Annotated in this window: 11 protein-coding genes; all 11 read right to left on the bottom strand. The window is 61.4% G+C overall.

All coding sequences use genetic code 11. The annotated features are described in order from the left end of the window. Positions 1-42: 42 nt before the first annotated feature. Positions 43-750, bottom strand: a complete 708-nt coding sequence (locus ACILSE_RS13165) for a hypothetical protein (protein WP_395717861.1) — start codon at positions 748-750, stop codon at positions 43-45. Positions 751-825: 75 nt separating this feature from the next. Further along, positions 826-2,016 carry a sialate O-acetylesterase gene (locus ACILSE_RS13170; protein WP_395717862.1) on the bottom strand — a complete coding sequence of 397 codons (1,191 nt, stop codon included), beginning with the start codon at positions 2,014-2,016 and terminating at the stop codon, positions 826-828. A gap of 54 nt (positions 2,017-2,070) precedes the next feature. Beyond that, positions 2,071-3,291 carry a sialate O-acetylesterase gene (locus ACILSE_RS13175; RefSeq protein WP_395717863.1) on the bottom strand — a complete coding sequence of 407 codons (1,221 nt, stop codon included), beginning with the start codon at positions 3,289-3,291 and terminating at the stop codon, positions 2,071-2,073. Continuing rightward, positions 3,288-4,700 carry a sulfatase gene (locus tag ACILSE_RS13180; protein WP_395717864.1) on the bottom strand — a complete coding sequence of 471 codons (1,413 nt, stop codon included), beginning with the start codon at positions 4,698-4,700 and terminating at the stop codon, positions 3,288-3,290. The genes ACILSE_RS13175 and ACILSE_RS13180 overlap by 4 nt, the downstream gene beginning before the upstream one ends. Further along, positions 4,697-5,983, bottom strand: a complete 1,287-nt coding sequence (locus ACILSE_RS13185; protein ID WP_395717865.1) for a C39 family peptidase — start codon at positions 5,981-5,983, stop codon at positions 4,697-4,699. Before ACILSE_RS13185 ends, ACILSE_RS13180 begins: the two co-directional genes overlap by 4 nt. A 106-nt stretch (positions 5,984-6,089) precedes the next feature. Next, on the bottom strand, positions 6,090-7,010 hold the full coding sequence (locus tag ACILSE_RS13190; protein WP_395717866.1) for an amidohydrolase family protein: 921 nt from the start codon (positions 7,008-7,010) through the stop codon (positions 6,090-6,092). Then, a complete protein-coding gene (locus ACILSE_RS13195; RefSeq protein WP_395717867.1) occupies positions 7,007-8,407 on the bottom strand; it encodes a DUF1552 domain-containing protein in 1,401 nt (466 codons plus the stop codon). Before ACILSE_RS13195 ends, ACILSE_RS13190 begins: the two co-directional genes overlap by 4 nt. 14 nt (positions 8,408-8,421) lie before the next feature. Beyond that, positions 8,422-11,016 (bottom strand): DUF1588 domain-containing protein, encoded by a 2,595-nt coding sequence (locus ACILSE_RS13200; RefSeq protein ID WP_395717868.1) that lies wholly within the window; start codon positions 11,014-11,016, stop codon positions 8,422-8,424. 133 nt (positions 11,017-11,149) lie between these two features. Continuing rightward, positions 11,150-12,577 (bottom strand): sulfatase, encoded by a 1,428-nt coding sequence (locus tag ACILSE_RS13205; RefSeq protein ID WP_395717869.1) that lies wholly within the window; start codon positions 12,575-12,577, stop codon positions 11,150-11,152. Positions 12,578-12,737: 160 nt separating this feature from the next. Further along, positions 12,738-13,007 carry a hypothetical protein gene (locus tag ACILSE_RS13210; protein ID WP_395717870.1) on the bottom strand — a complete coding sequence of 90 codons (270 nt, stop codon included), beginning with the start codon at positions 13,005-13,007 and terminating at the stop codon, positions 12,738-12,740. Positions 13,008-13,148: 141 nt separating this feature from the next. Beyond that, positions 13,149-13,940, bottom strand: coding sequence for a hypothetical protein (locus tag ACILSE_RS13215; RefSeq protein ID WP_395717871.1), 792 nt, complete (start codon positions 13,938-13,940; stop codon positions 13,149-13,151). Positions 13,941-14,410 lie beyond the last annotated feature (470 nt).

The following is a 14,410-nucleotide window of genomic DNA, read 5'->3' on the forward strand; positions in this document are numbered from 1 at the left end:
CGATCGACGCAGCCGATGGCGCGCGGTCAAAGATCGCGAGGCTCATCGCTGTGCTTGAGCCAAACGGGACAGCAATCGCTGGAGGCGAGCTGATTGGGCGCATAAAGTTGTTCCGTCGATGGTCGCACGGCGGGCACGAAGAATCGGCGGAAGAGCCCAATGACCTTTGGCGAAGCTGTAAGTGACAAACTGAGTGGGCAAAGTGAGAAAGCCGCCGATGGAAAACCAACGCGATGCCTCGACGCGGAAGCCATATCTTCGCGCGATGCTCTCGCTGAAGATGTAAGACGTTGCGGAGAAGATGGTGTCACGTTGGATCTTTCCTTGCTCGATCTCACGGATGATCGCCAACAGCCCGTCAACATACCAAATCAGAATCTTGCGGACAGCCTGGCGACCACGATCACTCCAACGAAAAAGCAGGAGATAATCAAACAGTGTCGCGCCATGCAGATCAAGATGCCCATCACGCGAACGGGTCACGACGAGATAGGGCGAGTAATACCTCAGTGCGCCGAGCAGCCGCAGCAGCGGCGCCGCGAAAAAGATGCCTGCCATCATCCAGAAAGGCAGGAACAGCGAAAGCTGCAGCCCCATGGCAAGACACAGTTGCAGGGGGCTTTCGAGCGACCAGCCAAACAAGGCCACCGTCCCGATCACGGCGATCGAACACAAGACCATGAGAGCTGCCAGCAGAAGCAGCGCCACGGCCCATCGGGCGAGTGCGGAGCGAGTTTGGAAGTCTTTCATGCAATTAAGCCTAAAACCGGCCGTCGTAGAAGTCGATGAGGACCTCCGCAAAGGGCAGGCACAAGACCACGCGCTTCACTTCCGAAGCCGCTGCATCGCTTCCGCCAGACCTTTGCCGATGCCGCCGAGAATCTTCGCGCTGCCCAGGTAGTGAAACTCGGCGTTCGAAACGCCCTTTTCGAGCACCAGGCGCTCACGCTCTGTCAGCGATTCGGCGCGCATCTTCTCCACGAGGGCTCTTTCCTCCGCAGGTTTTAGCTTTTGCTCTTTGGCAGCCTTTTTGGCCCTCTCTTTTACCTCGTTCTCCTTCGCACGAGCGTGCTTCAGTTCGCGATCCCAATACTGCTCGGTGCGGATGGCCGCGACGTTGCCTTTGAACTCAGGAAGCGCGGCCGGAGCAGCCATGGCATCGCGCATGTTTTGGTGTGTGCTTTTATAGCGCTGCTGGTCAGGGCCATACTCCGAAGTAGGCCCGCCTACACCGATCACTCCGATCACAAACGGCAGCTTCGGCTTGTCGAGGTCCTTGCGCACATCACGGATGAATTGCGCCATCACCGTGCTGTAGGCATCGTAACCGCCCGGCTTGTCGCGCTGCGGATAGGTGCCCTGGTCCACCATGTCATTCCAGCCCTGAAACCACGCGAAACCCGCGAGCTCATAGCCTTGCGCGGCATCATAGCTGGGCATCACGCGCTTGATGTCGCCGAGCACCCTTTTCACGTGCTCGATCATGAGCCGGTAATAGACACCCGTGGCCGCAACCTTCTCCGCCTTGATCTTCTCGACGTCTTTGCCCTGCTTCTGAAAGTTCGCGAGCTGCGTGTCATTGAAAACATACGGTCCGGCACCCGGCGGGCGAAAATCCGTGTTCAGGCTTTTGCCGCCCCAGGAGGTTTTGATGAGCAGGATCGGCGCGTCCGTGAACCTCTGCATGTAGAGGCCAAAGGTGAACTCGGGGCCGATTTTCGGGCCGTTCTGGCTCGAACCATAGCCCGCGGTCAGTTTCCCGATTTGTTCCTGATCAGCACAGCCGATGGAGGAGATCCAGACACGCTCGCAGACCTTCGGTTTTCCATCGGGGCCCATCATTTCATCCAGCATCGGCTTCGTCGCCGGGTCCATGCCGATGTGCTCGAAGGTGCTGATCTTGGCCTGCCCCTGCATGTTCGACTGGCCTGCGAGGATGAAGACCTGAAGCGGCTTGGCGTGCATCGGGAGAGCGAGGGCTGCGAGTGCGAGGAAGGTGATGAAGACGCGGCGCATGGTGGGTGACGTGGGTCGTGGATGTCAAAGCGGGATCGGATGCCTCTTCGCGCACTACTTCGAGACATGCGGGAGCAGCGTCTCCGCAAACGCCTTGCCCATCAGCGCGAAGGTTTTCGCGCAGCCGAGGTAGTGGTAGCCGGCGTTGGAGGCACCGCGTTTCCACAGGGCTTCTTCAGCGGGCGAGATGAGCTTGGCTTCGTAGTCTTTGAGGTAGTCGCGCTTTTGTTGCTCGGTCATGTGGCCGTCGGCGTTGGCGTGGTCTTTGTGCTTGGAGTTGAGGAAATGACCCATCTGGCGGACTTGGGCGCGTTTCTCGTCGATGACGGCGAGTTCCTCCGACCAAAACGGCGCGGTGGGCACAGCGAAGACGTTGCCTTGGAACTCGGGCATCAGCGAGGGCGCGGTCATCGCCTCGCGGAAGGCGAGCGTGTCAGGCGGAGCCTTCAAGCCATCCACACCCATCACACCGATGACGAAGGGCATCTTCGGTGCGTTGAAGTCCTTGCGCACATCGCGGATGAAGTGCGCAAGAAGGTCGCTGTAGAGCGCAAAGCGGCCCGGTTTGCCGCGATCCGGATACGTGTGGCCATCCACCATGTCGTTGAAGCCCTGGAGCCACACGAAGCCCGCGATCTCGTAGCCGTCCTTGGCATCGTAGGCGGGGCAGACGCGTTTTGGATCGGCGAGCACGTGTTTCACATGCTCGACCATGTAGCGGTAGAAGCGGCCGGTTTCGCGTTTCTTCTCCGTGAGCCATTCGTTCATGTCCTTCGGCACGCCATGGCCGGGCGGGCCGTAGTAGAGCTTCTTTTGGTAGTCGTTGAGTTCATACGGCCCCGCGCTCGGTGGACGAAACTCCGTGTTCAGGCTCCGACCACCCCACGCGGTCTTGATGATAAGCACCGGCTCCTTCAGCGCCGCATCCATCGTGAGGCCAAAGGTGAACTCCGGGCCGATTTTGCCATTCGACTTCGTTGCTTCATCGCGTGCGCCATAACCCGCCGTGAGTTTACCAGTGCCTTCGCCATTCGCGCTGCCGTCGTATTTGCCGGTGAAGTAGGATATCCAAGTGTGATCGCACACACGCGGCTGGCCGTCATCGCCACGCATCATCTTCAAAAGCGGCGCAGTCGCCGGATCGTCGCCGATGTAGTCAAAGGTCTCGATCTTCGCATGCCCCTCCATGTTGGACTGGCCGGCAAGGATGAAGACCTTCAGTGGTGCCGCCTGGAGCGGTGCCGTGATGAGGAGTAAGGCGAGGATGTGTTTCATGGTTTCGATTTGTGGACAGGCGCGATGTTCTTGGGAGCAAGCAAACGCATCTCAGCGAGCTTGTTAGCATGCTTGGGCTTGGTGGCGAGGTTGGTCCATTCGTGGGGATCGGTTTCGAGGTCGTAGAGCTCTTCTTCGTCGCCAGTGTAGTGAATGTATCGCCAGCGCTGGGTGCTGAGGGCGTAGTTCTCGGGCTTGTCGAGATGGGTGAGGGCCGCGTGCGGCCATTCGGCCTGTGGATGGCGCAAGAGCGGCGCGAGGCTGCGGCTGTCGATGTCCGCTTTCGGCGGCAGGCCGCACAGATCGGTGAGCGTGCCGAACAAATCGACGAGGCTCACGGGGCGATCACACACGCTGCCGGGCGTGGTGCCTTCGGGCAAACCGGGTGCGCCTTTCGGCACGCGGATCATGAGCGGCACGCGGGCGCAGACACGCCAGCCGGTGAACTTTTGCCAATGCTCCTTCTCGCCGAGATGCCAGCCGTGATCGCTCCAGAGCACGACGATCGTGTTGTCGCGCTGCGGGCTCGTTTCGAGCGCATCGAGCACACGACCCAGCATCGCATCCGCAAAGTGAATCGACGCGAGATAGGCCTGGATGCCCTTTTTCCACTGCTCGTGCTTTTGAATGTGCGCAAAGTAGCGATTCCGCGCGAGTCGCTGTCCTGCGGGCGGCAAATCGTCGAGATCATCCGCCTTGTAGCCGGGCGGAAGCTGGATGCTTTCGAGCGGGAAGGGCTCGAAATACTGCTTTGGCACAAACCACGGCTCATGCGGCCGGTAGATGCCGCAGGCGAGGAAGAAGGGCTTGTCGTGCTGGCGCTGGAGTTGCTCGCCAATCCACTTCGTCACGGCCCAATCGCCGCCAAACTGCTCATCCGTGACATCCAGCGCGGCCCAGTCGGTATCGACGTATTGCCAGTCGCCGGCCCGCGGCAGATTCACGGGCCGTTTCTCGGGGTAAAACGTGTGCGGAAAGGGATTGTCCTTCGCTTTGGCCGGAAAGTAATCATCCCACGACGGCGGATCGATGATGTAGTGCAGCATCTTGCCCGAGCCCGCGCTCCAGTAGCCATGATTGGAAAAGTAGCGCGGCAGCAGCTCCGCCTCCGGCATCACCTCGCGCATTTTTTGCAGGTTGTGATAAAGCCCGGAGCGATGCGGCGGCAGGCCGCTGAAGATCGCCGTCCGCGAAGGATTGCACGAAGCCGCCGCCGTGTAGGCATTTCGGAACAACACGCCGCTCGCCGCGAGTCGGTCGAGATTCGGCGTCTTCGTCTGCGGATGCCCGCCGAGGCAGCCGATCCAGTCATTCAGGTCATCCAGCGCGATGAAGAGGACGTTCGGCTGCGCCGAAAATGACGAATGCAAAATGGCGAATGACGAAAGAAGCAGAAGCCAAGTCTTCATGGGGTGACGATGACAAACGCGGGCCGCGAGAGCACGCCCTTGGCCTTGGAGCCGTAGTAGTTGGAGCGCCAGAAGTTCTTCAAATCGGCGGCGGTGATGAGCTGGAGGCCGGGGGTGACGACGGCGGGGTTGCAGAGGATGTAGAGGTCGTCTTTCGCGATGTAGCCACAGACGCTGAGCGTGTGACCGGCGAAGCCTCCGGCGTATTGCGGGCCGATGTATTTGAAATCGACCACCACAGGCCGCCCGGCGTCGAGTTCGCTCTTCAGCATGGCGGTGGCTTTTTCGAAACCGTCGTCATCGGGGGTGTAGGTGACGAGTTTCCACTTCTGGCCGATCTTCGCGGAGGCATCGAGCAGGTGCCACCAGTCGGTGCCGGTGCCGAGAGGCGAGGGGCAGAGTTTTTTGAAGTCCCAGCCGCAGATGTCGCTGCCCTGGAAGCGCGCAAACGTCGCGCAAGCGGTGCTGCCGCAGTTGTTGTAGCCCTGGAGAATGTGCGGCATCTGAACGAAGGCGAACGTGCCAGGCTCGCTCTTGCGCTGGCGATATTCGATGAGCTTCAAGAGGTCCGCGCCTTGCTGCGCGGAGGCGTTGTCGGAAGGTTGCGCGGGATGACCCGTGGCGGTGGTGGGTTGGAGTTTCGACGCTTTCGTCCAGTTCGCTTTTGCGGCGTCGATGTCGCCCGATTGAAACTGCAACTCACCGAGAAACACGAGTCCACCCGCATTGCCGAGCTCAGCGGCACGTTCAGCGAGTTGGCGTGCTTTTTTCGCATCACGCGGGATGCCCTCGCCCGCGTGATAAGCCATCGCGGCGGCAGCGGCGGCGCGTCCATGACCTCTCGCCGCGGCTTTCTCCCAGCATTCGATGCCTTTCGCACAATCCTGCGGCGTGCCTTGCGCGCCGAAGTAGCACTGACCGAGATTGAAGGCCGCCTGAGCCGATTCATCCGCCGCTTCTTTGAAGTAGGCGAAAGCGAGCGCGGTATTCCGTTTCACCACCGCGCCACGCAGGTAGGCAAAGCCGACAAAATCCTGCGCATCGGCATTTCCTTGGTCCGCAGCCTTGTGCGCCCATTTCATGGCCTCGGCGTCGTTTTTCGCGATGCCCTTTCCATCTCGCAGCGCGATGGCGAGAGAGAGCTGGGCGGCGGCATCGCCCTTTTCGGCTTTCTCACGCAGGGAGATGAAATCGGGATCAGCGCAGAAAGCGGTCGCGTGCATGAACAGTGTGGCGAAGGGCAGGATGCAGAGGAGAACACGGTATTTCACGGTGTCAGCCATGATGCAGGGCGATGCCGATGTCTTGACCCGAATGGCCTGCGGGCGGGGAGAAATCGGCACACTGCGGTTGGCAGCGGAACGAACGAAACAGCAGGGTTCGTCACCTTCACTTGGGCGTCGGCGGACGGTAAAAGGCTTCTGCATTTTGATGGAAGAGCTTGGCGGAGACATCGGGGCCTTTGCTGTCGAAGTAGGCGCGGGTGAGGCGGAGCACGGAGGCGTAGCCGGCGGTTTGCTCGGTCACGGGCCAGTCGCTGCCGAAGATCAGGCGGTCTTCCCCAAAGTACTCGAAGGCGAGGTCGAGCACTTCTTGATAGGCGGCGAGGTCTTGCGTGGCGGGCTGCTTTTCCCAGCGGCCAAACAGGGCGGAGACTTTGCAGTGGATGTTGGGCTCGCGGGCGACAGCGCGAAAATTCGCGATCCAATCAGCGGCGAGCGGCTTGCCGTCGAGCTTCACGCCGCCGAGGTGGTCGAGGATGATGCGCAGCTCGGGCATGCGGCGGGCGATTTCGGCGACTTCAGCGAGGCTGTAGCCGCCGAGGAGAAAATCGACGGTCCGGCCTTTTTTCGCGGTGAGACGCAGGTCGTCGAAGAAGGCCTCCGTGAGCTTTTCCTGATACCGCCCGGAGAGGCGGTAGCCGACGTAGCGCGGGTCTTTGCACAGCGTCTCAAAGAGCGGCTGAAACGCTGGCGTGCCGATGACTTCGGAGAGGTTGCCGACGATGCCGCGGTAGAGCCGCGGGTTGTGGGCGGTGATGTCGAGATTCCACTGATTGTCAGGCAGGCTCTGACCGGCCTGGATGACGATGATGCCGCTGACGTGGTTTGCGGCGGCGATTGGCTCGTGGTCTTTGGGGAGAAAGGAGCGGCGGAGGGTTTTGTTGTCCGGCTTGATCCAACTGAGCCCCGCCGGACGCGCAAAGTCCCACAGATGGACGTGGCAGTCGATGATGGCGGGCGGTTCCTCTGCGCGGAGCAACGCGGCGAAGGCAAAGCAGAAGAGGAAGGGGATGCGTGCGCGTATCACGACATGAAATCGGCAATGGGACCGAGTTGATCGATTTTGAGCGCTGGGTCCGGGTCGCCGAAGTGTTTGATGGGGTTGCCGTGGGCGTTGAGGATGCTGGTGTAGAAGTTGCCGAGGGTTTTGTGGCCTTCATTTCCCCAGTATGGCAGCCGCAGGTAGCGGTTGCCGAGCGTGAGTTTGCAGTTCGAGCCGGAGAGGACGACGAAGGGGAATTCCGTGCCGTGGCTGTGGTGCGTTTCGCCGCTGTTGGGGAAATAGAGGATCATCGTGTTGTCGAACATGGTGCCAGCGCCCTCAGGCACGCTTTTCAGCCGCGTGGCGATCTTGTCCATGACGACCATGTGATGCTGCTCGGTGCGGCGGCGGATTTCCTCCGCCGCGAGTCCGCCGATGACTTTGCCGTGCCCGACATCGTGCATGTTCACGCTTTCGCCTTCGATGCCGGGGATGCCGGTGTAGTTGTGGCCGAGTTCATCTACCGTGAAGGACACGACATTGGTGAGGCCGGAGATCAAGGAGGCGAGCAGCACCTCGGCATGGCCGAGCTGCCGGTCGAGCGTGGTCATGTTGGCGGCGAGGTATTTGCTTTCGAGCTTCGGGACGTGGCGGCTGACCGTGTCTGCCATGAGGTCGATCTTCCGGTCGCGCTCGCGGATGTCGTCGATGGCTCCGGCGTAGGCGCTGACCTTGCGCTGCTCGATGCCCGCGAGGTGGCGGGCCAGCTCGGTCTCGTGGCCCGCGACGAACTCCAGCACCTTGCGCTGGAGCTGATACTGGATCTGGCTGTTTTTGTCGGAGGCGACAGATTTGAAAATCTCATCCACGGCGATCTTGGGAGAGCCGAAGGCATAATTCGGCTGCTGCGGGCCGCGGGCCGAAAAACCCTGCGCGATGCCGTCGAGACTGCCGCGCGCATTGCCGCCGCCGGTGGGGAAACAAGCCAGCTCGATGTGCTCCAGAGGTGAGGGAAACATCCGCGCCAGCTCGAAGTCCACGGTAGCCCATTTGATGGAGCTGGGCCGCTCATTGGCCTTATAGACACCGAGGGAGGAGCACCACGAGTGGTGGCCCGTCGTGCACATTTTCCCCGAGAGCCCCTGGATTATGGTGAGGTTCTTTTTGTGCGCCTCCAGCGGCCCCATCCATTCGGGCAGCGCATGTTTCTGCAAATCGACCTCGAAGGCCTCGTTGCGCTTTTCTTTGTCTTTCTCGGCGGCGCTGAGGCTCGGCGGCACGCAGACCTTGGGGAAAAGCCCGTTGCCGCGGTGCATGAAGATGAAACGCATCGGCTCGGCGCCGCGGGACTGCGATGCGGCAAGTGCGGGCATGAAGCCGGGCAGTGAAAGCCCTCCCAGCGAGAGAAAGGCGTGTTTGATGAAGTCGCGGCGGTGTTGCATGGCGGTGGCGTGGTCTATTTGCGATACAGAAACGAGTCGGACGTGAGCAGCGAGACGATGACGGCTTTGAAGCTGCCGCCACTGTCGGTGTAGGCATGATCGGCGTCGATCAGCGTTTTGGAGTCGGAGAGCATCTCATTGCGGCCGAGGTAGAACCGAAACGCATGGCGGATGAAGGACTGCCGCACTCGTGGTGATTTGGCGAGTCGGTCGATCATGTCGAAGGCATCGCTGACCTCGCCGTCGAGCGCGGGAACGCCGGTGCTGTCGAGCACGCCCTTTGCGTTTACCGGCAGCGTTTTGTAGGCAAGCGCTGCTCCGGGCTTGCTGATGAGGTTTTCGGGATGCTCCAGCGGCTCCTGTGTGCGGTGGCGGCCAAAGTCATCAAACAGCTCGAAGGGCAGGCCGAGCGGGTTCATGTGCTGATGGCACTTGATGCACTGCTGGGAGGAGGTCACGGCATCGAGGCGCTGGCGCAGCGTCTTGTGATGATCCTCGGGCACGACTGCGTCCACGGTGATGGGAACATCGGGCACACGTCCGGCGAGGAGTTTCTCTCGCACCCAGCGTCCGCGCCGCACGGGATCATTCTCCGTGTTCAGCGAGTGGGCAATGAGCCAGGCGGGATGCGTGAGGATGCCTTTGCGATTGGCGATCTTGAACGGCTGCTCGAGCGGGTAATCCCAGAACTCCGCATCATCCAGCCCTTTGAATCTTGGATTCATCACATTTTCATAACGGCCGCGCAGCGGTGTCGGCGGCAGGTTGTAAAAGGGCGAGTGGTTGTAGTAATACCCGTGCGCGGTCGAAATGGTGGTGAAGGGTGTGCGGCCCTTTTCGAAGTAGTCGCTGAAAAAATACATGTGGCGCAGAAACTCGCGCTTCTGGTGCTGGCCTTTTGGAATCTGCACATGCTTGCTGGAACTGAGCAGCGCGGCGTTCTCCGCGATGATCCGGTCCGGTTCTTTCCTCCAATCTGTGCCCTTCAAGGCGTCCCAAACCTTTTTCCAATCTGCGATGATCTGACGCCCTTCCGCAGGGGTTCGGTTGTGATAGACGAAGAACTCCTCCGTGGTCAGCAGCGTGGCAAAAACATCGCGATCCTTTTGCAAAACGTGATCCACCACCCGGTCCGCCTCATTCACCAGGAAGCCTGGCGTGCCCGCCGTGCCGCGGTCGGGGTTTTGGTAAATGTTGTTGGTGCGCTCGGGGTCCTTGAAAACGCGCGTCGCCATCGGATAGCCGAAAAAGTCGCGAAAGAAGCGCACGATGCGCGGATGGGAGGTGACATGCGCCTTCATGTTTTTTCCCGTGAGGCCGGGATCGATCTCGCCCTGGAAATAAGTCTTGTCGTCCAGCAGTCGCAGCACTTCACGTCTGTAATCCTCGCGGGTGCTCAGGCGTCCCTGCGCGGCGGCTTCCAACAGCTTCGCATCCGGTCCGCGGTCTCCCAGCGCATAAGAAATCGCATAGGCGCCCTCGCGCGGCGCGAGCATTTTTCGGCCAAAGCGGTCCGTCGGCCCGGAACCGAACTCGAGCCGGTATAAAAACTCGGACTCCAGCAGCACTGTCAGCAGCATCTGACGCAACCCCTCCGCATTGCCGCCGACCGCGATGGCATCGCGCGTGAGCCTTGCGTATTTGGCCAGTTCGGCGGCATCAGGCTCGCGCCGCAGCACGCAGGCAAACTGCGCGCGGACAGCCTCGGCGATCTCCTGATCCGTCGGCGCGGAGGTTTTCAGCACGATCGCCTCAAACGCCGGTGGACAGGTCTTTGGAATCCAGCGGTCCTGCGGATTGCCGAGGGCATCGGGTTTGATCTCGCCGCTTTTCACCCGCGGGCCGAGAAGCTGCTTTTGGGAGATCCACTCGGCGTTGGTCAGCATCACCAGCAGCTTGCCACCATCCAGAGACTGATTGTCGTAATACTTCACCCCCGAAGCATCGGGAAGCACCACAGGGTTGGTCACTCCGTAAAGCGCCGCCGGCCTGCCAAACACCATCGGGCCGAAAACATCATTCGCCCGCTGCGTGAAAATCTGCGGACTCACCAACCAGCGCCGTGCGGGCGTGAAGCCCGGTTCCGTGATCTCCCCGCTGAAGAGCTTGTCGTGATCCACATGGTTTCCGTAGGCGGGCAGGCGCAGCTTGTCCTCCAGCGTCGAGGCATTGTGAGCACGCAACTCACCACTCATCCACGCCAGCAGTTCTTTCCGCTGCGCCTCCGTGGGCTGCGATTTGCGCTCCTTTGGCGGCATCTGGCCAAAGAAAGCCTGCTCCTGCATCCGGTTGAGCATGGCAAGTCGCTCACCGGGCGGCAGCGAGCCGAGTTGGTCCAGGCGCACGTCACCTTTCTGGCTGTCCTCACCGTGGCAGGAGATGCAGTGGTCTTGCAGGATGGCTTCCGCAGAGGGCAGAATGCGAAAGTTGGCCGCTGTTTCCGCCTGAACCGGACTGATTGAGCCCGCCAAGGCGCCGAAGACGACGGCGAAGATCCGTGGCTGGGCCGCCAAAGCCCACAAGCCACCGCCGCCCTCGATGGAGTCCGCCTGCTTCTTCTGCATAGATGCCACGACGAAAGATGAGACCTGGAGAATAAAGGACTTCATGCGGACTGAGGCTTAAATAAGCCGAACGTAAAATCACAATCCGTCTTTCCCGAAGCGGTGGTGGTCGCCATGGGTGGGAAAAGAAGAATGAGGACAGAGGGGCGGCAGAGAGAGCGCGTGAACATTGAGGGTTTCATTTCTTGGATTCTTGGGGGCCTGCCTTTGCGGTCGTTTTGACCGGCAGCCGCGCATGGGTTTCACGCAGCCAGCTTTCGAGCTTCGCGGCCAGGCGTGCGGCGACCTCCGGGGATTGGGTGGCGAGGTTCTGCTTCTCGCCGATGTCTTGGCTCAGGTCGTAAAGCTCCAGCGAGCCGTCGTCATAGTATTTGATGAGCTTGTAAGGGCCTTCGCGGATGGCGCTGCCGAGGCGGTTCTGTTTGTGAAAGGCGTAGTTCGGATAGTGGAAGAAGAGGCTGTCGCGCTCAAAGCCCGCGGTGTGGGTGAACAACGGCACGAGGCTTCTGCCATCCAGCGGATGATCGGGCGTAGGAGGCAGGCCGGCGACTTCGAGAAGGGTAGGGTAGCAATCGGTGCTGATGATCGGAGTGGCGTTGATCGTGCCCGGCTTGATCTTGCCGGGCCAGCGCACGATCCACGGCACACGGATGCCGCCTTCGTAAAGCATGCCTTTGATCCCGCGCAGGGGCTTGTTGTCACCGTCGTAGCCGCCGTTGTCGGAGGTGAAGAGAACGAGCGTGTTGTCACGCAGGCCCGCGTCATCCAGCGCTTTCAGGAAGCGGCCGATGGCGGCGTCCATGCCCTCGATCATCGCGGCATAGACCGGGTCTTTGAGTCCTTGGCGCTGCCGGTATTTCGTGATCAGCTCTTCCTTGGCCTGCATGGGATAGTGGACGCAATAGGGCCACCAGTTGAGGAAAAAGGGGCCGTCGCGATGATCTCGCATGAACTGGATCGCCTCGTCCGCGAGACGCTCCGGCAGGTATTCACCGGGTGGTCCGTCATTGAGCGCAGGATTGCGATACGGCGAAAAGTAACTCGGCGGTCCGCCAAGAGCGCAACCGCCGATGTTGAGCGCGAAACCCTGATGCTCAGGCCACAGGCCCGGCTCGGTGATGCCCTCTTTGCCGGGCCGACTGACATGGGAGAGGTGCCATTTTCCAATGTGCGCGGTGGCGTAGCCCGCCGCTGAGAGACGCTCGGCGATCGTGACGGCGCTGAGCGGCAGATGGCGAATCCAATCCGCCTCGTGGAGGTTTGAGCCAGGCAGGGAAAAGCCGTCCGGATGGCCGGGCGCATGGTTGGTCAGGTGCAGCCTCGCCGGCGATTGACCGGTCATCATAGCGGCACGCGTCGGTGAACAAACCGGGGCGGCCGCGTAGGCATCCGTGAACTTCATGCCCTCCCTTGCCAGTTGATCCAGGTAAGGAGTATCCACCAACGGATTGCCGTAGCCGTGCAGATCCCGCCACCCAAGATCATCCACCATGATGACCACGATGTTCGGAGCCGCCGCCCGGCAGACCAGCGGCAGGATCAGCAGGAGCAGGCAAAGACGATGCGGCGTTAGCCATCGCTCCATCGGGTGACGGACAGGCTTCATTCAGGCACAGGACTCTTTCATGAACGATCTTGCCCGCTGAATCACGCCCCGTCTTGGCGCGAATCATGACAGCGCACGGGAAAACAGGCACAACAGGCCTTTGATAAAGGGGTGCAGTGCTCGGGACTGCGTCTGGTGAGTGCGGAGGACTCAACCCCGCTCACCGCCGCAGGGCGTTGATCAATTCGTCCACCTTGTTGATGAGGTCCTGCATCTGCCACTGCTGGTAGCTGTAATCGGCGCTCTGGCCCAGGGTGCTCACGCCGTTGCTGTTGCTGCTCGTTTGCTGGAGCGCGTTGGCGATGGCGTTGTTCAGGTCGTTGAAGGTCGCCCGCTGCTGGATGTCAGCATTGAGCGAGGTCAGTTGCGAGCGCATCTCCGCGCTGGAGAGCGGCGCGTTGTTCGCGGGTTTGGTGGGATCGAAAGGCATGGCGTTTCAGAAGACAATGAGACTCGGAGACTTGGAGAAGAGGAGACACTGCCGAAGGCCGATGCGGGAGCGATGAGCCAGTTTCGCTACGCGGCTTCGCAGCCTTGTCTCATCGTCTCCCCATCTCCTTGTCTGGATTGGTCACGGACTCACCGTAACTTTCACCACATCGGTCCAGTCGCCGTTCGGGGTGCCTTTGTCCCAGAAGCGCATGCGGTATTCGCGCACCTCGGGTTGTCCGGGCGCGAGCAGCGGGCGCTCGTCTTCATACGGGCTTTCCGTGTCGATGGCGAGGAACTCCCACGCGCCGGTGCCGCGCCGGCTTTCGATATAGACGCCCATGTGGCCGTATTTGGCGAAGCGCAGGCGCACGCACTGGCAGCCCGCGCCTTGCTCGGTCTCGGCGCTGAACTTCGGCGTCTGCTTCTCCGTCTGCTCCGCGCCCACGATGCCGAGATCGGTGGCGATGGCCTCGGTGCAGTTGGGCGAGAGCTTCATCTTCGCGATGAGGGCGAAGATGCGGTTCAGCGTGCCGGGAAGCGCGGCGGTGACTCCGGCGGGCAAGGCGGGCGCGGTGAAGGTGGGCAGCACCATGGCGCTGGTGCCGCTGCCGGTGAGCACATCATCCACGGCATCGGTGGTGCTGGGGGAGAAGTTGCGCACGGCGCTGAGCCAGGTGCCGAGCACGTAGTTGGCATACTTCGCGTCATTCACGCTGGCGGTGATGTCTCCAGCGGTGACGCCGAGCGTGGGGCCGTGAAGAGGGAGCTTCACGGCGTAGTTGTCGAGCCAGTTGACCTGGTCGCCGATGCGGGAGGGGTAATAGACTTGGCGTTTCATCGTGTTGCGTTGGTTGCGTGGTTTGGGTGGGTTGAAATAATCGGGCGTGGCGTCCCAAAAGCCGCTGTCCCAGGTGCCTTGGTCCCAGTTCATGGCGGTGAGGTTCTTGGTTCGTGGTTCGTAGTTCTTGGTTGAGCGCTGGCCGTAGGCGCACTTGCCAAAGTGCGGAGGGGTTGCCGCGTTCTGGCGAACGCGCCTACAGCGCGCAGTTCGGGCTCGATACCGCGTGCTGCGGGCTGGATACCGCACGCGGCGGGTTCGCGGGTCCTCGGCGCGGGATGAAACCCGCCGGGCGGAGGGACGAACCCGCAAGGCGCGGGTCGGATACCTTTTCGTCCGGGGAGCCATCCCATTCGGCGCGGGATGACACCCGCCGCCGCCGGGTTCGATCCCGTTGGCCGGACCTCCAAGCCCGCGCGGCTGGGGATGCATCCCGCCGGGCGGAGGAGCGAGCCCGTGGCTTCCGGGTTCCAGCCCATGGCGTCCGGGATGGCCGTTTTGAGGCTGAAAACGCCTCCCGGGAGGCAAAACAGCGGTTGGGGGCGGTTGGGGCGGCTCATGGC

The sequence above is a fragment of the Prosthecobacter sp. genome, assembly GCF_044236155.1.
Lineage (GTDB): Bacteria > Verrucomicrobiota > Verrucomicrobiia > Verrucomicrobiales > Verrucomicrobiaceae > Prosthecobacter.